Annotated in this window: 18 protein-coding genes and 2 pseudogenes; 8 read left to right on the top strand and 12 right to left on the bottom strand. The window is 68.7% G+C overall.

Translation table 11 applies throughout. The features are described 5' to 3' along the window. Positions 1 to 8: 8 nt before the first annotated feature. From JW364_RS05715 to JW364_RS05700, 4 genes are all read left to right on the top strand, one after another. Positions 9 to 1,286 (top strand): cysteine desulfurase, encoded by a 1,278-nt coding sequence (locus tag JW364_RS05715; protein WP_205333442.1) that lies wholly within the window; start codon positions 9 to 11, stop codon positions 1,284 to 1,286. Between the two features lie 3 nt (positions 1,287 to 1,289). Next, entirely contained in the window at positions 1,290 to 1,757 is a 468-nt protein-coding gene (gene sufU / locus JW364_RS05710) for a Fe-S cluster assembly sulfur transfer protein SufU (protein ID WP_058250382.1), read from the top strand. Further along, positions 1,754 to 2,158 carry a metal-sulfur cluster assembly factor gene (locus JW364_RS05705; RefSeq protein ID WP_205333443.1) on the top strand — a complete coding sequence of 135 codons (405 nt, stop codon included), beginning with the start codon at positions 1,754 to 1,756 and terminating at the stop codon, positions 2,156 to 2,158. The genes sufU and JW364_RS05705 overlap by 4 nt, the downstream gene beginning before the upstream one ends. 101 nt (positions 2,159 to 2,259) lie before the next feature. Then, positions 2,260 to 2,652 (top strand): DUF1992 domain-containing protein, encoded by a 393-nt coding sequence (locus JW364_RS05700; RefSeq protein WP_205333444.1) that lies wholly within the window; start codon positions 2,260 to 2,262, stop codon positions 2,650 to 2,652. On the opposite strand, the gene JW364_RS05695 is transcribed toward JW364_RS05700, so the two are convergent. Continuing rightward, positions 2,653 to 3,780 carry a lycopene cyclase family protein gene (locus tag JW364_RS05695; protein WP_205333445.1) on the bottom strand — a complete coding sequence of 376 codons (1,128 nt, stop codon included), beginning with the start codon at positions 3,778 to 3,780 and terminating at the stop codon, positions 2,653 to 2,655. It abuts the gene before it with no gap. A gap of 58 nt (positions 3,781 to 3,838) precedes the next feature. Next, a complete protein-coding gene (locus tag JW364_RS05690) occupies positions 3,839 to 4,651 on the bottom strand; it encodes an SDR family oxidoreductase (protein WP_068971573.1) in 813 nt (270 codons plus the stop codon). A 100-nt stretch (positions 4,652 to 4,751) separates the two neighbouring features. Between JW364_RS05690 and JW364_RS05685 the strand changes: the two genes are divergently transcribed. Beyond that, the gene (locus tag JW364_RS05685; protein ID WP_068971572.1) at positions 4,752 to 6,380 is read left to right on the top strand and encodes an ABC-F family ATP-binding cassette domain-containing protein; all 1,629 of its coding nucleotides are present in this window, start codon (positions 4,752 to 4,754) and stop codon (positions 6,378 to 6,380) included. On the opposite strand, the gene JW364_RS05680 is transcribed toward JW364_RS05685, so the two are convergent. From JW364_RS05680 to JW364_RS05655, 8 genes and pseudogenes are all read right to left on the bottom strand, one after another. Beyond that, a complete protein-coding gene (locus JW364_RS05680; protein ID WP_068971603.1) occupies positions 6,364 to 7,425 on the bottom strand; it encodes a histidinol-phosphate transaminase in 1,062 nt (353 codons plus the stop codon). The two genes, JW364_RS05685 and JW364_RS05680, sit on opposite strands and share 17 nt — an antisense overlap. Continuing rightward, on the bottom strand, positions 7,422 to 8,450 hold the full coding sequence (locus tag JW364_RS05675) for a 3-oxoacyl-ACP synthase III family protein (protein ID WP_159370746.1): 1,029 nt from the start codon (positions 8,448 to 8,450) through the stop codon (positions 7,422 to 7,424). Before JW364_RS05675 ends, JW364_RS05680 begins: the two co-directional genes overlap by 4 nt. Next, positions 8,447 to 9,111, bottom strand: a pseudogene (locus JW364_RS05670) (SRPBCC family protein). The gene JW364_RS05675 and the pseudogene JW364_RS05670 overlap by 4 nt, the downstream one beginning before the upstream one ends. Then, the gene (locus tag JW364_RS24635; RefSeq protein ID WP_374100793.1) at positions 9,108 to 9,686 is read right to left on the bottom strand and encodes a thiamine pyrophosphate-dependent enzyme; all 579 of its coding nucleotides are present in this window, start codon (positions 9,684 to 9,686) and stop codon (positions 9,108 to 9,110) included. Before JW364_RS24635 ends, JW364_RS05670 begins: the two are co-directional and overlap by 4 nt. A gap of 224 nt (positions 9,687 to 9,910) precedes the next feature. Further along, positions 9,911 to 10,138 (bottom strand): annotated as a pseudogene (locus JW364_RS24630) (thiamine pyrophosphate-binding protein); the annotation flags it as partial. A gap of 30 nt (positions 10,139 to 10,168) precedes the next feature. After that, a complete protein-coding gene (locus tag JW364_RS24625) occupies positions 10,169 to 10,795 on the bottom strand; it encodes a thiamine pyrophosphate-binding protein (protein WP_374100792.1) in 627 nt (208 codons plus the stop codon). A 145-nt stretch (positions 10,796 to 10,940) separates the two neighbouring features. Then, the gene (locus tag JW364_RS05660) at positions 10,941 to 12,485 is read right to left on the bottom strand and encodes an AMP-binding protein (protein WP_205333446.1); all 1,545 of its coding nucleotides are present in this window, start codon (positions 12,483 to 12,485) and stop codon (positions 10,941 to 10,943) included. Positions 12,486 to 12,597: 112 nt separating this feature from the next. Beyond that, the gene (locus tag JW364_RS05655) at positions 12,598 to 14,046 is read right to left on the bottom strand and encodes a GMC oxidoreductase (protein WP_240198722.1); all 1,449 of its coding nucleotides are present in this window, start codon (positions 14,044 to 14,046) and stop codon (positions 12,598 to 12,600) included. Between the two features lie 66 nt (positions 14,047 to 14,112). Between JW364_RS05655 and JW364_RS05650 the strand changes: the two genes are divergently transcribed. Further along, positions 14,113 to 14,901 carry a hypothetical protein gene (locus JW364_RS05650; protein ID WP_307814750.1) on the top strand — a complete coding sequence of 263 codons (789 nt, stop codon included), beginning with the start codon at positions 14,113 to 14,115 and terminating at the stop codon, positions 14,899 to 14,901. Positions 14,902 to 14,903: 2 nt separating this feature from the next. Here the strand turns inward: JW364_RS05650 and JW364_RS05645 are convergent, their stop codons facing one another. Both JW364_RS05645 and JW364_RS05640 read right to left on the bottom strand, forming a co-directional pair. Next, on the bottom strand, positions 14,904 to 15,470 hold the full coding sequence (locus JW364_RS05645) for a TetR/AcrR family transcriptional regulator (RefSeq protein ID WP_058250388.1): 567 nt from the start codon (positions 15,468 to 15,470) through the stop codon (positions 14,904 to 14,906). A gap of 15 nt (positions 15,471 to 15,485) precedes the next feature. After that, a complete protein-coding gene (locus JW364_RS05640) occupies positions 15,486 to 18,287 on the bottom strand; it encodes an aconitate hydratase (protein WP_205333448.1) in 2,802 nt (933 codons plus the stop codon). Positions 18,288 to 18,669: 382 nt separating this feature from the next. Between JW364_RS05640 and JW364_RS05635 the strand changes: the two genes are divergently transcribed. Then, the gene (locus JW364_RS05635; protein WP_065632173.1) at positions 18,670 to 19,281 is read left to right on the top strand and encodes a DUF6676 family protein; all 612 of its coding nucleotides are present in this window, start codon (positions 18,670 to 18,672) and stop codon (positions 19,279 to 19,281) included. 372 nt (positions 19,282 to 19,653) lie between these two features. Further along, positions 19,654 to 21,168, top strand: coding sequence for an NlpC/P60 family protein (locus tag JW364_RS05630; RefSeq protein WP_065632228.1), 1,515 nt, complete (start codon positions 19,654 to 19,656; stop codon positions 21,166 to 21,168). Positions 21,169 to 21,207: the final 39 nt, after the last annotated feature.

Genomic DNA, 21,207 nt, shown 5'->3' with positions numbered 1-21,207 from the left:
TGTACCAGGTGACACTCTCGACAGAGGTTTCCACCGCCCTGGACGTCGATTCGCTGCGCGCCGACTTCCCGATCCTCTCGCGCACCGTGCGCGACGGAAAGCCGCTGGTGTACCTGGATTCCGGGGCGACCTCGCAGCGTCCGGTCCAGGTGCTCGACGCCGAACGGTACTTCCTCACGCACCACAATGCGGCGGTGCATCGCGGCGCGCATCAGCTCGCCGAGGAGGCGACCGATGCGTATGAGGACGCCCGGGAGGTCATCGCGGCGTTCGTGGGGGCGTCCGCCGACGAGCTCGTGTTCACCAAGAACGCAACCGAGGCACTCAACCTCGTGACCTACACCCTCGGCGACCCGCGGTCTGCGGATGTCCTCGGGGGTTCGGCGCTCGGGCCCGGCGACACCGTCGTCATCACCGAGCTGGAGCATCACGCCAATCTCGTTCCGTGGCAGGAGCTCTGCGGCCGCACGGGCGCGAGGCTCCGCTGGTTCGGGGTGACCGACGAAGGTCGAATCGACCTCGAATCGCTGACCCTCGACGAGTCGGTGAAGGTCGTCTCCTTCACGCACCAGTCGAATGTGACCGGGGCGGTCGCCGACGTGGCCGAGCTGGTCTCGCGCGCACGGGCGGTCGGCGCACTCGTCGTGCTCGACGCCTGCCAGTCGGTGCCGCACATGCCGGTCGACTTCCGTGCGCTCGACGTCGACTTCGCCGCCTTCTCCGGGCACAAGATGTTCGGGCCCAGTGGGGTCGGTGCGCTGTACGGCAAGTCCGATCTGCTGAATGCGTTGCCGCCGTTCATCACCGGCGGATCGATGATCGAGACCGTGACCATGGAGGGGTCGACCTACGCCCCGCCGCCGCAACGGTTCGAGGCGGGCGTGCCGATGACCTCGCAGGTCGTCGGACTCGGTGCCGCGGTACGTTACCTGACCGATCTCGGCATGGACGCCGTCGCCGCGCATGAGCATGCGCTGACCGCGCGGGCGCTGGAGCAGCTCGGCGACATCGAGGGCGTGCGGATCATCGGGCCGTCGACCCCGGAGAACCGCGGCGGCGCCGTGGCCTTCCTCGTCGACGGCATCCACGCCCACGATCTCGGGCAGATCCTCGACGACGAGGGCGTGGCCATCCGGGTGGGTCACCACTGCACGTGGCCGCTGCACCGGCGCTTCGGCGTCGCCGCCACCGCACGTGCGTCGTTCGCCGCGTACAACACGTTCGCCGAGGTCGATGCGCTCGCCGCCGCGATCGTCACGGCGCAGAAGTTCTTCGGGACGGTCTGAGCCATGCGGATGGAACAGATGTACCAGGAAGTGATCCTGGACCACTACAAACACCCACACGGGCGCGGACTCCGTGAACCGTTCGGTGCCGAGGTCCACCACGTCAACCCGACCTGTGGTGACGAGGTCACCCTGCGCGTGGCGGTCTCCGACGACGGTTCGAGCATCGACGACGTGTCCTACGACGGGCAGGGATGCTCGATCTCGCAGGCGTCGACGTCGGTGTTGCACGACCTCATAGTCGGGCGGCCGGTCGGGGAAGCACTGGCCACCGTCGAGTCGTTCAACGCGATGATGACCTCCCGCGGCAAGGACGCCGGCGACGAGGACGTCATCGGCGACGGGATCGCCTTCGCCGGGGTGAGCAAATACCCGGCACGCGTCAAATGCGCGCTCCTGGGCTGGATGGCCTTCAAGGACGCACTCGCGCAGACGATGGACAGCCACGAGACACGAGCGGAGACAGCATGAGTGACGACACAGCCACCACGGACACACCGACGACCGCGGCCGCCGACACCGGCGTGACGGGGACACCCCGCGCGCCCGCGACGTCGCTGCCGGCCATCGAGGACGTCGAGGAGGCGATGCGCGACGTGGTCGACCCCGAACTGGGGATCAACGTCGTCGACCTCGGTCTGGTCTACGGCATCGAGGTGACCGACGACGCGGTCGCGAAGATCGACATGACCCTCACCTCGGCGGCCTGTCCGCTGACCGACGTGATCGAGGATCAGTCGCGCGGTGCGCTGGTCTCCAGCGGTCTGTGCACCGACATGGAGATCAACTGGGTCTGGCTGCCGCCGTGGGGTCCGGACAAGATCACCGACGACGGTCGCGAGCAGCTCCGCGCCCTCGGCTTCACCGTCTGACCGACGATCGGACACACCACTGCGCCGGCCCCGGTCATGATCGACGACCGGGTCCGGCGCTTGTTCGTCGGTAGGGCACTTCCGTGCGGGGAGTTGATCGCATGAGGCGTTTCGAGTCGCGGGTCGAGCGGATGATCCGCGAGGCCACCGAACGCGGCGAGTTCGACAACCTGCCGGGCGCGGGGAAGCCATTGGACCTGACCGACAGCGACGATCCCGACTGGTGGGTCAAGCGCAAGATCCGCGAGGAGAACCTCGACTCGTCGGCGTTGCTCCCCGCGCCGCTGCTGTTGCGCCGGGAGGCGCAGGATTTCCCGGAGTCGCTGCGCCACATCGCCGACGAGGACGCGGTCCGCGACATCCTCGTCGACTTCAATCGCCGTGTGCGCGAGGCACATCTCGCCTCCCGCCAGATGGCGTTGCCGCACAGCGTCGTCGCGCACACCGTCGATGTCGACGACATGATCCGGCGGTGGCGGGTGCTGCGGCGCTGATCAGCCGGCGTCGCCGGCCCACGCCGGGGTGGACATCGCACCGCGCGCCACCACGACGCGAGTACGCATGTCGACTGCGGCGATGACCCTGGTCATCGCGCTCATCGTGCCGGTGAGATCGTCCCGCTTGCTCAGGTAACTGCGTTGTGCGGCAAGGGGCATCGTGAAGAACGCCTCGAAGAACGCGACCGTCTGCGACGGACTGAGCCCCAGTAGGGCGCTGAGCCCACGGAGACGCAGGTTGTGTACCGCACGGGTGGACGGCGGCCACAGATCCGCGGCGGGGTCTCGACCCGCGGCGAGAGCGGCCACCACGGCGTCGGTGCACATCAACGATGTCGCGACGCTGTAGCCGGTCGTCGGGTTCTTGAAACCGCCCGCGGCGCCGAACCGGAAAACGGGATCGCGCCAGGGGTGTAATGACGAGCCGGTCAGCGGGAAGTCGACGTGCTCGACCCGCCGGATCCCCGACGGCATCCCGCCGAGCCGCGCGGCCAGGCGGCGTTCGAGTTCGTCGAGACCGAGGGCGGGATGCCCGGCGAGACAGGTCTCCTCGAGGAGGTACTCGCCCCCGCCGAGCGGCACGACATACAGAAAGGACGGCAGCGCCCGGCGGTCTGTCGCGCCACCCCGCCAGTCCATGAGCAGTGCCTCGTGCCCGTCCAGCACGGGTGCGGCAACCTCAGCGTCGACGACGATCCCGTACGCGGTCTGTCGAGGTGCGTCGTGGGGGAGCGCACCGCGACAGTCGACCACGGCATCGCCGGTCAGGACCGAACCGTCATCGAGATGCACACGCGCGCCGTCGATCTCGACCACCCGAGCGGAACGGGTCGGAACCCCGTCGAGGGTCAGTGACCGTTGCAGGCCGGGGGTGTCGAAGACGGTGTACCCGCGGGCCACCTCCTCGAGTTCGCGGCCCGCGATCCCGATGCGCGCGGTCCGGGCGGCGACGGCGGACTGCTCGACCCACTCGGGCAACTCGTCGGACCAGCATGCGAACGTGGACCGCCAGACCCGGTCGGGGGACGGATCGACCAGGGTGACCGGTACGCCGGCACGGGCCAGGCGGTGGACGAGGGCGCGGCCGGCCGGCCCGGCCCCCGCGACGATGACTCCGGAACTCACATCCTGTCCTTCGGCGCGGGCGGCGATCCGGACGGTGACGTGTCGTCGGGCAGGGACGTCACGAACCGCCGGTGGCGAGCATGCCACCGTCGACGGCCAGGGTCTCGCCGGTGATCCACGCCGACTCGTCGCTCGCGAGGAAGGCGACCGCCCGGGCGACGTCCTCGGGTTCCCCGATCCGCTTCATCGGGTACGAGTTCGCCGCGCGGGCCTCGTTGTCGCCCTCGGTGAACACGGATGCGAACTTGGTCCGCACGATGGAGGGGGCGATCGCGTTGACGCGGATCGCCGGACCGAGTTCCCAGGCGAGTTCGGCGGTGAGACGGATCAGCGCCGCCTTCGACGTGCCGTACGCCGCGATCACGCCCGTCGACCGCAGGCCCGCGACCGAGGAGATGTTGACGACCGACCCGCCGGTGTCCTTCATGCCCGCCCGGTAGGCCTCCTGGACGAACCCGAGCGCGGCGACGACGTTGGTGTCGAACGTCTTGCGGTACGCGGCGAGGTCGGCCCCCATCAGTGGGCCGGCCAGCGGCGCGATCCCGGTGTTGTTGACCAGGATGTGGATGCCGCCGCCCTGTGCGACGGCCGCGTCCACGGCGGCCGCCCGGTCGTCGGCGTCGCCGGTGTTGCCCGCACACGCCGAGACCGTCGCTCCGGGCACCGCCGTCCGGATCCGGCCGGCCGCCTCCTCGAGTGGCTCGGCCTTCCGGCTCGTGATGACGACCGAGGCGCCGCGACGGGCCAGTTCCGTCGCGATCGCCTCACCGATGCCGCGACTGGCACCGGTGACGAGCGCGGACCGGCCGGTCAGGTCGGAGGACTGCGGGAAGTTCTGCGGAATCGTTGTGGAGTGCGTCACGTCCCACACCGTATCGGTCCACCGTGACGGGGGTGGTCGACTCGGCCGCACGGCGCCGGGGTCCGCACGTGGAAAAAGCAGTGGCGTGGCACCGGTAGAATCGACCGTCGTGATCACCGCGACCGACCTGGAGGTACGAGCGGGCGCTCGGACCCTGTTGGCGGCGCCCGGCGACGCCTTACGCATCCAGCCCGGCGACCGGATCGGCCTCGTGGGCCGCAACGGTGCCGGCAAGACCACCACGCTGCGCATCCTGGCCGGCGAGACCGAACCCTACGGGGGATCGATCCGCCGGTCCGGTGAACTCGGTTACCTCCCGCAGGACCCCAAAGAGGGCGACCTCGACGTCCTGGCCAAGGACCGGGTGCTCTCCGCGCGCGGTCTCGACGAGATCCTGCGCGACATGGAGAAGCAGCAGGCGCAGATGGCCGAGGCCGCCGACGACAAGCTGCGGGACAAGGCCGTGGCGCGGTACGGCCGCCTCGAAGAGCGCTTCGCCGCCCTCGGCGGATACGTCGCCGAATCCGAGGCCGCGCGGATCTGCAACAGCCTGGGTCTGCCCGATCGGGTTCTCGAGCAGCCGCTGCGGACACTCTCCGGCGGTCAGCGCCGACGGATCGAGCTCGCACGCATCCTGTTCGCGGCGTCCGACGGTTCGGGGAAATCCGACACCACCCTCCTGCTCGACGAACCGACCAACCACCTCGACGCCGACTCGATCGCCTGGCTCCGTAGCTTCCTGCAGAACCACGAGGGGGGTCTCGTCGTGATCAGTCACGACGTCGACCTGCTGGCCGACGTGGTGAACCGGGTGTGGTTCCTCGACGCGGTGCGCGGTGAGGCCGACATCTACAACATGAGCTGGAAGCGGTACCTCGATGCCCGGGCGACCGACGAGCAGCGCCGTCGTCGCGAACGGGCCAATGCCGAGAAGAAGGCGTCCGCCCTGCGCGCGCAGGCCGCGAAGCTCGGTGCCAAGGCCACCAAGGCGACCGCCGCGCAGAACATGCTCAAGCGCGCGGAGCGGATGATCGACGCCCTCGACGAGGAACGGGTGGCCGACCGCACCGCGCGGATCAGGTTCCCCGAACCGGCCGCATGCGGCAAGACACCGTTGATGACGTCCGGACTCTCGAAGAGCTACGGCTCGCTGGAGATCTTCACCGGGGTGGACCTCGCGATCGACAAGGGCAGTCGCGTCGTCGTCCTCGGCCTCAACGGCGCGGGCAAGACGACGCTGCTGAGAATGCTTGCCGGAGTGGAGAAGCCGGACACAGGGTCGATCGAGCCGGGATTCGGTCTGAAGATCGGCTACTTCGCGCAGGAACACGACACCCTCGACGACCGGGCGTCGGTGTGGGAGAACATCCGGCACGCTGCACCCGACGCGGGCGAGCAGGACCTCCGAGGCCTGTTGGGCGCGTTCATGTTCAGCGGCGCCCAGCTCGATCAGCCGGCCGGCACGCTGTCCGGCGGTGAGAAGACCCGGCTCACGCTGGCCGGGCTGGTGTCCTCGGCGGCGAACGTCTTGCTCCTCGACGAGCCGACCAACAACCTCGACCCGATCTCGCGCGAACAGGTCCTCGACGCCCTGCGCAGCTACACCGGGGCCGTCGTCCTGGTGACGCACGATCCGGGCGCCGCCGCCGCGCTCGATCCGCAGCGTGTGATCCTGTTGCCCGACGGCACCGAGGACCACTGGAGCGAGGAGTATCAGGAGCTCATCGAGCTCGCCTGATCGCCTCGATGAGCCGATCGGTGCCGGCGCGGTCGGGCACCGTCAGCGGGTGACCGTGTCCGGCGAACTCCCGGCCGACGACCCCCGCGTCCCGCAGTCGCCGCCCGAACTCGATGCCGTCGGGGCCCGGCACGAACACGAAATTCGCCTCGCTCGGCAGCGCCGGGTGGCCCGAGTCGCGCAGCGCGTCGGCGATTCGATCGCGTTCGCGGCGCATCGCCGTGACCCGTCCGGCCAGCTCGTCGGACGCGGCAAGTGCCACTGGCGCAGCGTGTTCGGCGCCCGCGGTGATCGAGAAGGGGACCTCGTGACGGCGGGCACCGCCGACGGACGTCGCCGACCCGATCGCATATCCGACCCGCAGTCCCGCGAGACCGTGGGCCTTGGAGAGGCTTCGCACCGCGATCAGGTTGGGGTACTCGTCGACCAGCGTCCGGACATCGGGTGCGTTCCGGCAGTACTCGACGTACGCCTGGTCGAGGATCACCGGGATCGCCGGGTCGACAGCCGTGAGCAGTTCACGAATCTCCGCGTCGGAGAGGACCGATCCGGTCGGGTTGTGCGGGCTGCAGACGATGACGGCCGCGGTGTCCGGACCCGCGGCCGCGGCGAGCGCACCGACATCGGGACGCCCGTCGTCGAACAGCGGGGTCGTGTCGATCCCGAGCCCGATCATCTCGGCGAGCAGCGCGAAACCCTCGAATGTCGGTGCAGGGGTGACAATCCGAGGTCCGGTACGACCCCTGGCCCGGGCCCGTGCAGCCGAGTCCTGCAGGATCGCGGAGAGTACGGCCGTCGCCCCGGCGCCGACGCTGATGTGCGCTGCCTCGACACCGGTGTGCTCGGCGATCGTCGCGCGCAGACCGTCGGGACGAAACGACGGGTAGCGGTGGGCCGATGCCGCCGTGTCGCGCAGCGCGGACACGACCGCGGGCAACGGGGGATAGGCGGACTCGTTCCGGTCGCATCGCACGACGACGTCGGTGCGCACGCCGGCGAGGTCCGTGGCGCGCTCGGAGACCGGAGCCGGCAGCAGAACCGTCACGAACGCCCACTCCACCGGATCGCTCCGGCAGCGGCGAAGTCGCCGGCATGGGCGAACGCCGACATCATCACGATGTCACCGGGACGCACGCGCCCGTCGTCGATCGCCGCGTCCAGAGTCATCGGAATCCCGACCGCAAACAGGTTCCCGCAGTCGTCGAACGTGTCCGGGTGTCGCGACTCGGGCAGTTCGAAGGCCTCGCGCCAGTTGCGCAGGAATATCCGGTTGGGCTGGTTGGTGACGAGCAGGTCCAGGTCGGACGGACGTACCCCGATTCGATGAGCAAGCGCCGCAGCCACTTCCGGGACCATCCGGTTCCCGCGTGCGAGTACTTTCGCGATCTTGGCCTCGGTGAAGCCGACATGGATCTGACCCGGGCCCGCCTCCCAGTACTTGCGTTCCGGCTGTGCGACGGCGGTCATGTCCGCCGAGAACTGGCCGAAGGACCGGCATTCGGTCCCCAGCACCGGGTTACCCGCGTCGCCGAGAGTCAGGATCGCCACGGCCGCGCCGTCACCGGGTATCGCGGCCTGCGCCTTCATCCGTACCTGCTCCTGGGTGAAGATCTGTCCGGCGCTGTTCTGCGCCAGCGCGATCAGGGCCTTGCGGCCTCCGTTCGCGCGCAGGAGCGCTCCGGCGATCTCGATGAGGTGGACGAAGGCCGCACAGCCGCCGTTGTGCACGTCGAGCACGGTTCGCGGGGCGAGGCCGAGGCGGTGTGCGACCTCGCCGACACACCCGCGGACCGGGACCTCCGGCAGCTGGCTGTGGGTGAGCACGACGTCCACGTCGTCGAGATATCCGTCGCCGTGGCGCTCGACGAGACGCCGTGCGGCGGCGACGATCATGTCCGCCGACGTCTCACCGTCGGCCGCGTGGTGGCGGAAGGACGGAGCCCGGAACATGACGTTGCCGGCGAGTTCGTCGTCCTCGGCGTACTGCGCGAAGAACTCCGCCGGCACCCGGGCGGCCGGGCGGTAGGTGGCGAGGTCGGCGAGCGAGACGGCGGGGGCGTCGGCGGTCATGAGCGCATCCATTCGGGGGTCAGCGGAAGTCCGTGGCGATGGCGGTGTTCGGCGATGGCGGTGAGGTTGTCGAGTTCGATCTGATGTCCGGCACCGAACATGTCCCACAGGTCGCCGACCCACTCCTCCCGACCGGCCGGTGCGGTCTCGGGAAAGGGGTTCTCGTCGTAGAACGGGTGGTGGCAGTTGTTCCACAGACCACCGAACCCGGACGGTCGAGAACGAGTTGCGCGTCGACGACGCGCATCAGGTAGATCATCCAGAGGTGCTTTCCCTGATCCCAGGCACAGTGGTAGTCGACGGTCATCGCGTCGGCGTTCGCCACGGTCCGGACGTAGATCTTGGTGTCCTCGTTCAGGCGGTCGTATCCGACCCACAGGTCCGGCTCCCCGGCCGGCTCGAAACCGCGTGTGCTGTAGGTCCATTCCTCGAGCGAGCGCGTGTCGGCCAGCCATTCGTACAGTTCGCGCGGCGGTGCGTCGACGTAGCCCTGCACGGGGCAGAAGTCGCCGAACACCTGGTGATGGGGATACACCGAGCGGACCTTGTCGACGACGAGTGCCGTGTTGGCGGAACGGGGGTGGGTCTCCACCCGGACCACGCCGTCGAGCGTGGCCGCGGTGTCCCCGAGATCGGACAGCGCGGAGGTGTGCGTGGTCATGGGGTACCTCTCGAGATCAGTGGGGCGAACGGGGGTTCTTCGTCGGGATCCACTTCCACGATGAGGCAATTCGGTCCGGTGTGTGAGAACAGTTCGTCGCATGCCGAGCGCAGGGTGAGGAGATCGCCGGCGGTGCGCACCGGGAGGCCGGTGAACATCGCGGCCAGCCCGCCCGCGATGTCGGTGTGGCGGAACCGGTTGACGCTCGGCGCGCCGGGGAAGAATCGCGCCTCACGTGTGACACACATGCCGTGCGCGTCGTTGTTGAGCACGATGAGGGTGATCGGCGCATCGTGTTCGATCGCGGTGTGGAACTCCATGCCGTGCATGAGGAACGAGCCGTCACCGGCGATGACGACGACCCGACCGTCCGGAAGGGTGTCCTGCGCGGTGATCGCGGACCCGATCCCCGCCGCGATGGCCCATCCCATCCCGCCCATGCCCAATGCGACGACGAACCGCCCGTCGCCGAACGGGAGATGGTGGATCGCCGCCGCGCCGGTGTTCCCGGCGTCGGCGAACACCGCGCACCCCGCGGGCAGGGCGGCGCCGATGGTGACGAGCACGTCGCGCATTCCGAGGGCGTGAGCCGAGGGTGCGACGGACAGGTGGTCGAGCGGGTGGACCCGGGGTGGGCGGCGTCCGGGGAGCCGGTCGGCGAGTGACCGCTGGAGCGCCCCGAGGGTCTCGGTGAGACGTGCCGTCCCGATGTGCTCGACGTCGGCCGCGGGGTGCGCGGCGGCGCGCTGCCGAGATGCACGACCGGGATCGCTGCGAGGGCGTCGTCGAGGCCGGCGCGATCGGTCATCGACATGCGGCAGCCGATCACCAGGATCAGCTGTGATTCCCGCACGGCCCGATGGGCCGACGGGTGCCCCATCACCCCGGTGACCCCGGAGCAGGACCCGCGGCCGATGTCGCGACCGCCCGGTGAGACCACGACCCCGGCGCCGAGGAGGTCCGCGAGATCCTCGACGGCACTGTGCAATCCGAGCCGCGATGCCTCCTCGCCCGCCCAGATGCACACCGACCCGCCGTCGCGCGCCACCCCGACGAGTCAGTCGGCGAGTCCGTCGACGACCGCCGGGGGCACCGACCGGAGTTCGGTCGGTGCCCCCGACCGCGACGGTGTGGCGTACCCGGGTGAGGACTGCACGTCTTTGGGCAGGATCACCGCGGCCGGCAGACCTCGTGCGAGGGTGGCGAACGCCTCGTCGAGGACCTGATCGAGACGAGCCGACTCGTCGACGAGCCCGCAGAATCCGACGACGCCGGACATCACGGCACGCAGGTCCACGGTGTCCGGCGGGTGGAGCATGTCCTGGAAGCCACCGCGCCCCACCGCGGCGGTCGGCGCCGAACCGATCACGGCGAGCACGGGTACGCGGCTGTCATAGGCCTCGCCCAGCGCCGGGATGACGTTCAGTGCACCGCCACCCGACGTCGTCAGGACCGCGGTCGGCTCGGCGGTGAGCCGTGCGTGCCCATCGGCCATCGCGCCGGCCCCGAACTCGTGTTTCGCGACGACCGGGGTGAGCAGCGGGTGCCGGACCGCCGCATCGAAGACGTCTTCGATGTTGGCCCCGTGAACGCCGAAGACGGTCCGCACCCCCGCATCGACGAGTCGCGCGACGAGGAGGTCGGCCACCGGCACGGCCGCCCGTCCCGGATCGTCATCGGGCACAAGCCCGCCTACCGCGTCCAAACCCTGCACTCCCCAGCTCCGAACAGCGGTGCGGCACCGGCCGATTCGCCGATGTCCGTAACCGGACCAACTCAGTGTGAGTTAGCTTAGCGTAAGCTAACGTTCGGCGGCAGGGGGTGGGGTGTCAGGCCTCCGGCCAATACCGCTTGCGCAGATCGCCTTTCACGAGCTTCCCGGTGGGCGTGCGCGGAAGGTCGTCGACGAAGTCGACCGACCGGGGCGCCTTGTAGGCCGCGATGTTCTCGGTGGTGAACGCGATCAGCTGCTCGGCGAGCCGATCGGTGGGTTCGTGGCCGTCGGCCAGCTGCACGCAGGCCTTCGCGACCTCGCCGAGGTCGGGGTCGGGGACACCGATCACCGCGACGTCGAACACCGCCGGGTGATTGATGAGGACGTTCTCGGCCTCCTGCGGGTAGATGTTGACGCCGCCGGAGATGATCATGAACGCCTTGCGGTCGGTCAGATACAGATAACCCTCGTCGTCGACGTATCCGACATCCCCTGTGGTGGACCAGTTCTCGTGTTCGGGGTGCTGGGCCTTGCGGGTCTTGTCGGGGTCGTTGTGGTACTGGAACGCCACGTCCTCGCGTTCGAAGAAGACCTGGCCGACCTCGCCGGTCGGGAGTTCCTTGCCGTCCTCGTCGCAGATGTGGACCACGCCGAGCAGCGGTTTGCCCACCGAGCCGGGATGATCGAGCGCCTCCTGCGGGCCGATGAACGTCGCGCCGGCGGCCTCGGTCGATGCGTAGTACTCGTGGATGACCGGGCCCCACCACTCGATCATCGCCCGCTTCACCTCGATCGGGCAGGGCGCGGCCGCGTGGACGGCGATCTTCATGCTGCTGACGTCGTACTTGGAGCGGACGTCCGCGGGCAGCTTCAGCATCCGGATGAACATGGTGGGCACCCACTGGCTGTGGGTCACGCGGTACTTCTCGATGGCGGCGAGGGCCGCTTCGGGATCGAACCGGTCCATCATGACGACGGTCCCGCCGACCGAGTTGGTCATCCCGCAATAGCGCAGCGGCGCCGCGTGATACAGCGGCGCGGGGGAGAGGTAGACCGCGGAGTCGTCGTAGCCGTACATGGGTGCGAAGATCGCGGTGTAGGCGTCGGGCACCTGGTCGACCTGCCCTTCGGGCATCGGTGTCTTGATGCCCTTCGGACGGCCGGTGGTCCCGGAGGAGTAGAGCATGTCGGTGCCGCGCGGCTGGTCGGTGCGGGGCTCTGCCGACGCATTGGCCAGGACCTTGTCGTAATTCTCGAAGCCGTCGAGATCGCCACCCCACACGATGCGGCGACCCGGGCCGGCAAGGGCCTCGATCTCGCCGGCGGCCGACACGGCCTCGACGACCGAGGCGCCGGCGAACAGGACCTGCGCGTTGCAGTCGGAGAGAATGTAGTTGGTCTCCGCCGCGGTGAGGTGGTGGTTGACCGCGGTCACGTACAGACCGCTGCGCAGGGCCGCCCAGTACACCTCGAAAACGTGGAAGTCGTTGGCGGAGACCACGGCGATGTTGTCGCCGCGTCGGAGTCCGAGGGAGTCGAGGTAGTTGGCGAGCCGGGTCGAGTTCTCGTCCAGTTGTCGGTAGGTCAGTACCTCGCCGGTGGCGGCCCGGATGACGGCCGGCTTGTCGGGGGTGGATTTCGCGAAGACTCCAGGAAACAAGAGTGACGCTCCTCGTGACGAAGGGATGGCCACCCCGAACGACCGTATCTAACGCTCGTTCGGGGTGTTGCGAGTCACAGTACCCTAGCGTCGTGTCCGATTTCGCAGTTCCTCAGTGCGTCGCGAGAAACCTGTCCATGGTTCGCTCCGCGAGCGCGGTGATCGTCAGCGCGGGATTCACCAGGCCGACTGCCCCGGGTACGAAGGAACCGTCGACGACCCACAGGTTGTCGTAGCCCCGGATTCCGCCGTCAGCGTCGGCCGCGGCACCCATGACGACGCCGCCGAGCCCGTGATAGGTACTCGCGGAACCGAATCCGAGCGCGCGAGACGACACGTGGGTTCCGTTGGCGGCGAAGCCGAAACGGCCCTCGGTGCGTTCGTGGAAACGCTTGATGAAGGCGTTGCTCCGGCGGTCGAGGTCGTTGCGGTCGGCGGGGTGGGGATAGTTCAGCTGCGCCCGCCGGGTGCGATGGTCGTAGTCGATCGTGCCGCGTTCGTCGGTGTGGGCCTGCACGAGGTGGGTGGTCGCGGCCTTGCCGAGCGGTGCCGGCAGCGGGGTGGCCTGATAGACCATCGAGACCGGTCCGCCGGGCAGGTTGTCCTCGTAGATCCGTGCGTAGCCCGGTCCGCCCTGGACGGCGCCGAAATCTTCGCGGGGGTTCGCCCGGATGGTGAGGAAGTCGCCGTTCACGCCGAAGCCGTCACCGATGCGCGGTGACAGTCGTGGCAGGCGCCCCTGCGCGCGCGCTTCGACGAGCAGGCGGGTGGTGTGGAAGGAGCCCGCGGCCATGAAGAGATGATCGGCCTCGGTGGTCACGGTGCGTACCGTGCGGCCCTGCTCGTCGAGAACCCGTGCAGTGACGACGAATCCGGCGCGGCGCGAGCGAGGCCGGATGTCGAAGACCTCGTGCATCGGCTTGACGGTGACGTTGCCGGTCCGTTCGGCGGCGAGGAGGTAGCTGCGGTCGAGAGACTTCTTGGCGCCGCTGTTGACGCCGTAGCTCAGTTCGCCCGCGGTCACCGACGGGGTGGCCCGGCCGGCCAGTTCGTCGCGGACGATGTCCCAGTCGATGGCGAAGTCGAAGAAGTGCGGTGACGCGCCGTAGCGCTCGATCACCTTCAGCCAGGACCGGGCCCCGACGTATTTGGGGTGCGCGAGGATGTCCGCGGGCAGCGGCGAGACGCCGAGCCCGGCCTTCGCGCGCGGGAAGTAGGGCTGGGCGAGCTGCGCGTAGTCGGCGGCCGCCGGGAAGATGTGCTCGAAGTCCTGTCGGCGGGGGACGGGCGTGAAGGAGCCGAACACGAACGACCCACCGCCGACGCCCGCGCCGTACACGGCCTCGACGCCGTTGCCCATCACATGGTCGAAAACGCCGGGGTACGGCTCGACCGGGAGGCCGCTCGCTGCACTCGCCCCGGCGGGGCTGCCGAACCACGCGGCGCGCTTGTCCGGGGTGGTCGTCGTGGCGAAGGTGTTGCCGTCCGGCGCGGTGCGCGATCGGCGAGTCGGCCGGGGCCGCGGGACGTTAGGCTCCGGGGTGTGACGGCTGCGCTGCAGATCGAGGTGGACCGCGACAGCGTGGCGATGGGGGATGACGTCGCTTCCCACGCACACTCACTCCTTGTGGAGCCGGGTACGGCGCTGAGTGTCGTCCTCGCCGCGGCGGCGCCCGAAATCCGTGCTCGGGGATGGTCCTGGTTGGCCGACGTCGACGGCCGGGTCGCCGCCGTCTGGTCGGCCGACCACGGTGTGCAGATGCTCGTCGGGGACGGACCGGTGACCGCGGACGACGTGCCGTGCCGGATTCATTACCGGTACTTCCTGCAGATCGACCCGGCGTGGCTGCATCGGCGCCTCGCCGAGGGGGCCGCGGCGGACCGGGGCGCCCTCGAACGCGAGTACCGCCCGATCGGTGATCGGCGACGCGAGGAGGACGAGCGTCGCCGCGAACGCGATTCGGCGACAAGGTATCTGACCGTCGAGTGCACCGCGGCGCTGCGCGGCTTCGGTGTGGAGTTCGATCTGCACAACGACCGGATGGCACGGTTCGACCTGGTCGGCTCGATGTGGCGGGTACAGCGCGCCGACACCATGACCATGACCTTGGACGGGGCGAATCAGGTCCTGTCGTCGATCCGACCCGTCGGCGTCGCCGAGTGCTGGCTGGTTGCGGCCGTCGGACTGCGGATGCGACAGGCCCGAGGGCTCACTCCGGTCCCGGACGACCCCCGTTTGCCGGTGCCGGAGCTGCGGCCGATGGGATCCGGGGTGGCCGGATCGCCACGCTGGACGACGAGAGGCATGAGAGGCGATCCCGTCGTCCAGCTGACCGGCGATGAGGCGGTGCGGGCCTACCGGTTGTCGGCGAACCGTTCGATCGACGAGGTCGTGTCCCTGCTGGCCCCGGACTGAGGTCAGTCGTGTGCGCGCACGGACTCCTCGACGAGGTCGAGCACCGCGTGCAGATCGTCGGTGGGCTGGCCGGTGGCCAACCGCGTGATCAGGCCGTCGAGCACGAGGTCGAGGTAGTTGAGCAGAACGTCGGTCGGGACGTCGTCGCGCAGGCGCCCCGCCTGCCGACCCCGCTCCAGCCGGCTGAGTGTCGCCTGCTCGACTTCGGCCGCGTAGGACACCCACTCCGCACGGAATCCGTTGTCTGTCCGTAGTTTCCGCGCGATCTCCAAGCGCGTGCCGAGCCAGTCGAAATCCTGAGGCCGCGTGAGCATGTCGCGCATGACCTGCACCAGGCCCTGCTCGGCCGCCACGTCGGCCATGCGCTCGGCATCTTCCCGCGCGAGCGCGAGGAACAGCGCCTCTTTGTCCCGGTAATGGTGGAAGATCGCACCCCGGGACAAGCCGGTGGACTCTTCGATCCGTTTGACGGTCGCGCCGTCGTATCCGTACTCCGCGAAGCAATGCCGCGCGCCGTCGAGAATCTCCCGACGACGCGCGGCAAGCCGGTCATCGCTGACCTTGGGCACGTCGAGTGCCTCCTGTCAGCTCTTGATCATGTTGCGCAGCACGTACTGCAGGATGCCTCCGTTGCGGTAGTAGTCGGCCTCACCCGGGGTGTCGATGCGGACCTTGGCATCGAACTCCACCGTCGAGCCGTCTTCCTTGGTGGCGGTGACGTGCACGGTAGACGGCGTCGTCCCGTTGTTGAGCTCCTCGATGCCCGCGATGTCGTAGGTCTCGGTGCCGTCGAGGCCCAGCGACTTGTGCGACTCGCCCTCGGGGAACTGCAGCGGGATGACGCCCATGCCGATGAGGTTCGAGCGGTGGATGCGCTCGAAGCTCTCGGTGATGACGGCCTTCACGCCGAGGAGGCTGGTGCCCTTGGCCGCCCAGTCACGCGACGATCCGGTGCCGTACTCCTTGCCGCCGAGCACGACGAGCGGGATGTTCTGCTCGGCGTAATTCTGCGCGGCGTCGTAGATGAACGACTGCGGTGCACCCTCCTGGGTGAAGTCGCGGGTGTAACCGCCGGTCACACCGTCCAGCAGCTGGTTCTGCAGGCGGATGTTGCCGAAGGTCGACCGGATCATCACCTCGTGGTTGCCGCGACGGGCGCCCAGCGAGTTGTAGTCCTTGCGAGCCACGCCGTTGGCGTCGAGGTACTGCGCGGCGGGGGTGCCGGGCTTGATCGTCGACGCGGGGGAGATGTGGTCGGTGGTCACCGAGTCGCCGAGCTTCGCGAGGACGCGAGCGCCCTTGATGTCGGTGACCGGTGCCGGCTCACGCTGCATGCCCTCGAAGTACGGAGGCTTGCGCACGTAGGTCGACTCGTCGTCCCACTCGAAGGTCTTGCCCGACGGCGTCGGCAGGTTCTGCCAGCGCTCGTCGCCCTTGAAGACGTCGGCGTAGTCGGAGGCGTACTGCTCCGGCGAGATCGACGAGGCGATCGTCGCCTCGATCTCCTCGTTGGACGGCCAGATGTCCTTGAGGAACACGTCGTTGCCGTCGGTGTCCTGGCCCAGGGCGTCGGTCTCGAAGTCGAAGTCCATCGTGCCGGCCAGTGCGTAGGCGATGACCAGCGGCGGCGACGCGAGGTAGTTCATCTTCACGTCGGGGTTGATGCGACCCTCGAAGTTGCGGTTGCCCGACAGCACCGCGGTGGCGGTGAGGTCGTTGTCGTTGATCGCCTTCGAGATCTCCTCCGGCAGCGGGCCGGAATTGCCGATGCACGTGGTGCAGCCGTAGCCGACGAGGTAGAAGCCGAGCTTCTCCAGGTACGGCCAGAGACCGGACTTGTCGTAGTAGCCGGTGACGACCTGCGAGCCCGGTGCCATCGACGTCTTGACCCACGGCTTGGACGACAGGCCCTTCTCCACGGCCTTCTTGGCCAGGAGCGCCGCGCCGAGCATGACCGACGGGTTGGAGGTGTTGGTGCAGCTGGTGATCGAAGCGATGGTCACGATCCCGTGGTCGAGGATCATCGATCCTCGTTCCTCGGAATCCACCCGGACCGGATTGGTCGGCCGGCCCTCGGCGCCGTTGGCGGCCGAGTGCAGCGGCTCGGCGTCGTCGTCGGCGAAGGACAGGGTCGCGGGGTCGGACGCCGGGAAGGTTTCCTCGACCGCCTCGTCCAGCTTGGTCTGCGGAGCGGAGTTGCCGTTCTCGACGTAGTTGTGGATGTCCTTGCGGAACGCGTTCTTCGCGTCCCACAGCTCGATGCGGTCCTGCGGACGCTTCGGGCCGGCGATCGACGGGACGACGTCGGCCAGGTCGAGCTCGAGGTACTCCGAGTACACGGCCTCCTCGGCGTCCTTCTCCAGCCACATGCCCTGTTCCTTGGCATAGGCCTCGACGAGCGCGAGCGTCTCCTCGCTGCGCCCGGTGAGTCGGAGGTAGTTGACGGTCTCGCCGTCGATCGGGAACATCGCGCAGGTCGAGCCGAACTCGGGGCTCATGTTGCCGATGGTGGCGCGGTTGGCGAGCGGGACCTCGCCGACACCGTTGCCGTAGAACTCGACGAACTTGCCGACCACGCCGTGCTTGCGCAGCATCTCGGTGATGGTGAGGACCACGTCGGTCGCGGTGACGCCCGGCTTGGTCGCGCCGGTGAGCTTGAAGCCGACGACGCGGGGGATGAGCATGGAGACCGGCTGACCGAGCATCGCGGCCTCGGCCTCGATGCCGCCGACGCCCCAGCCCAGGACGCCGAGGCCGTTCTCCATCGTGGTGTGCGAGTCGGTGCCGATGCAGGTGTCGGGGTAGGCGACGCCGTCACGGACCATCACCGAGCGCGCGAGGTGCTCGATGTTGACCTGGTGCACGATGCCGGTGCCCGGCGGCACGACGCGGAAGTCGTCGAAGGCGCCCTGACCCCAGCGGAGGAACTTGTAGCGCTCCTCGTTGCGCTGGTACTCGATCTCGACGTTGCGCTCGAACGCCTGGGCATTGCCGAAAGCCTCGATGATGACGGAGTGGTCGATGACCATCTCGGCCGGCGCGAGCGGGTTGACCTTGTCCGGGTCGCCGCCGAGTTCCTTGACGGCGTCGCGCATGGTCGTGAGGTCGACGATGCAGGGCACGCCGGTGAAGTCCTGCATGATCACGCGGGCAGGCGTGAACTGGATCTCGACGCTCGGTTCGGCGTTCGGGTCCCAGTTCGCCAGGGCCTCGATGTGCTCCTTGGTGATGTTCGCGCCGTCCTCGGTGCGCAGGAGGTTCTCGGCGAGGACCTTCAGAGCGTAGGGGAGCTTGGCGGTGCCCTCGACAGCGTTCAGACGGTAGATCTCGTAGCTGTTGTCACCGACGTCCAGCGTGCCGCGGGCGCCGAAGGAATTGATACTCACGTCTAAATCCACTCTCCTCGTGTGCCGGCGGGCTGCGCCGGCGATTACTCGATGATCCACTTGCGGTCGGGCGGGGCTGGTCGATCCGGCGCAGTCGTGCCGCACCGGCTGACGTTCTGCACCGGCGGGCTGCGCCGGCACCATCGGATGTCCGCGAGGGCCACCCGCGACAACGTCGTCCAGTCTAACAGTACGAGCGTACTGTTACCAAGCTCGGGCCGGGACACGCCGGATCGGACCTGCCGACACCGGAATACCCAGACGAGTCCATTGTGTCGTACGGTGCAGGGCGGGGTTCGGCGAGGAGACACTCGACGCCGGCGCGATACCGCCCGTCAACGTGCACGCAACCCCGGGTGATCTCGAGAGGCAGGGGTGGCGGATGGGTCCGCAGGCGACGACGCTGGTGCTGGCAGCTCCCGCGGAGAACAACGAACTCACCGGACTCGTCGGGGTCGACATGGGTGAGCTGTCGCGGGACATCGCCGACGACGGCGTGGCGGGGGCGACGCCCGAACAGTTGCCCGGCATGCTCGAGGTCGTCGAATACGCCCAGTCGAAGGGCCATGACGTCAGCTTCGTGGTCATCGACCAGGTTCAGCCCCGGTTCACTCTCTACCGCGACGTCGCGAACCAGTTGCAGGAACAGGTCGGCGGCACCGTCATCGTGCTCGGCCCCAACTCGGTCGGCAGCTCGTCGCCCGAATTCAGCCGGGTGGTGCAGGAACAGGCCACCGACGGCCTGACCCTCACCGACCCCGCGGGTGCGGCGCGACAGATGATCGACACGATGACCGGTCCCAACGTGGACTGGACGATCGTGGGCCTCCTGCTGATCCTGGTCGTCGCGGGCGGAGCCGTGCTCGCCCGGCTCCGGCAGGTCCGCACCCGCAAGAACCTGGCCGCCGGTCCGCTGGGACCCGTGCGGGCCACCGCCGCGGAGTCGGATGACTCGTCGGCACCACGTCGCGAGCCGACCGCTTCCGGCCGGTAGTACGCAGGCCAGGGCCGCCTCGGCCGGCCGGCGATGCGGCGGGCGGGCCCGGCTCCTGGCACCTCGTTCTCGCGCGGCGGGGACCCTTCACGGCGTGTCTTCCGGTCTGTTGCCAATTCGAGACCTTGACGACCGTTCGATCTTTCGCCAGTTCACGGCATTTTCGCAGGTAATCACGCCTTTGTAATTCGCGAACACGGTTTTCTCGTGTGGTTGATGTGACGTACGGTTCTGATGTCGCGTGTGATGCCTGTGTTCTCTACAGGGTCCGATGTGGCGGAAGTGCAGTGCGTGATCGCCGCGGGTTCAGACACCCCGGACGGTCGCCGGACCGGGGATCGGAAGATCCCCGCGAATCGCGAGGAGTTCCAGGTGAGGCGAGGAAGAACTGGTGCGTCATGGCCGGCGCGCGTCTCGGCGGCCCTTGCTGTCGCACTCGTCTGCGCGGTCGGCGCGGGTCATGCCGACGCGGCGCCCAAGAAGACGCCCGAGTCGCCCATCTCCGGTCTGATCAACCGGATCGCGACGGTCAACCAGGACATCGCCGACCTCGACCAGGCGCTCGCGTCCCGCCAGGAGAACGTGAACCGATCGATCGTCGACTTCCAGAACTCGCTCGCGCAGCAGCGCCTCGCCACGGTGGCCGCGCGTGGAGCACGCACCGAACTCGACCGATCGAGCAAGGCCGTCGTCGACGCGCAGAAGGAGTTCGACCGGTTCGCCCGCCTGGCGTACCAGCAGGGGCCCGAGCAGGGTTCGATGTCGAACTACGTTGCCTCCGAAGACCCGCAGGGCGTCCTCGACCGCATGAAGCTGATCGATCAGGTCGGCAAGAAGCAGCAGGAGATGATTCGACGGCTGCAGGTGGCCCGCAACCAGAAGGCCAACCGACTCGCCGCCGTCGAGGCCACCCGCCGGCAGGCGTCGTTCGCGGCCAAGAGCGCCGAACAGCGCAAGACCGACGCCATGGCGGCGGTCACCGAGGCGAAGGCCGCCATCGCTTCGCAGCAGAAGCGCAAGGCCACCCTGATCGGGGAACGCGACCGGGTCCAGAAGCGCCTCAACACGATTCGCGGATACGTGCCGAAGAAGACGGTCGAGGGGCCGTCGGCGAGCGATCTGCTCTCGAACCTGTTCCCGACGGAACCGTCGGCCGAGGGGGCGCTCAAGGCGCTACCCGCCACGCCCGCCACCGACAACCAGGCACTGGCCGTCGCGGCGGAGGCCGCCGCGCGCCTCGCCATCGACGTCGGTTCGTCGATCCTCGCCGGTCTGGTCGGGCAGCAGCAGTTGCCCCAGTCCGAGTTGCTGAACGAGCTCGGCATCGGTGGTGCGGACATCACCGGCAGCAGCGGTGGCGACACCCTCAGTGCGCGACTCGGTTCGGGAAGCCTCGGCTCTCTGTTCGGCAGTTCCTCCGGCGGCGGCGGGGGCGGGGGCGGCGTCGTCCGACCCGGGCTGCGCGGTCCGCAAGCCGTCGAGATCGCCGTCAACCGTGCGCTCTCGCAGCTGAACGTGCCCTACGCCTGGGGCGGTGGCGACGCGAACGGCCCGACGCAGGGAATCCGCGACGGCGGTGTGGCCGACAGCTACGGCGACTACAACAAGATCGGTTTCGACTGCTCCGGCCTGATGATCTACGCGTTCGCCGGCGTCGGGATCGAACTGCCGCACTACACCGGTTACCAGTACACCTCGGGACCGCAGTTCCCGCTGTCACAGATGCGACGCGGCGACATGATCTTCTACGGCCCCAACGCGAGTGCGCACGTCGCGCTGTACCTCGGCGACAACAAGATGGTCGAGGCACCGCAGTCGGGTGACGTGGTCAAGGTGTCCCCGCTGCGCACCAACGGTGCGATGCCGAACGTGGTCCGTCTGCTCTGAGGCGTGGTGGTTCCGGCGGCAGCTGTGAACGACCGACAC

The sequence above is a fragment of the Gordonia sp. BP-119 genome (genome assembly GCF_016924115.1).
GTDB classification, from domain to species: Bacteria; Actinomycetota; Actinomycetes; order Mycobacteriales; family Mycobacteriaceae; genus Gordonia; species Gordonia hongkongensis.
The sequence above is the reverse complement of the archived record's forward strand: the minus strand, read 5'-3'. Positions and strand labels throughout refer to the sequence as shown.

What these genes read in the sequence shown, in the direction of transcription:
- JW364_RS24635 (WP_374100793.1), bottom strand. Translation starts at nt 9,686, where the DNA reads ATGCGCGACGTGCTCGTCACCATCGGCGCCGCCCTGCCCGCGGGGTGC.
- JW364_RS05705 (WP_205333443.1), top strand. Translation starts at nt 1,754, where the DNA reads ATGAGTGACGACACAGCCACCACGGACACACCGACGACCGCGGCCGCC.
- JW364_RS05675 (WP_159370746.1), bottom strand. Translation starts at nt 8,450, where the DNA reads ATGACCGCCGACGCCCCCGCCGTCTCGCTCGCCGACCTCGCCACCTAC.
- JW364_RS05700 (WP_205333444.1), top strand. Translation starts at nt 2,260, where the DNA reads ATGAGGCGTTTCGAGTCGCGGGTCGAGCGGATGATCCGCGAGGCCACC.
- sufU (WP_058250382.1), top strand. Translation starts at nt 1,290, where the DNA reads ATGCGGATGGAACAGATGTACCAGGAAGTGATCCTGGACCACTACAAA.
- JW364_RS05635 (WP_065632173.1), top strand. Translation starts at nt 18,670, where the DNA reads ATGGGTCCGCAGGCGACGACGCTGGTGCTGGCAGCTCCCGCGGAGAAC.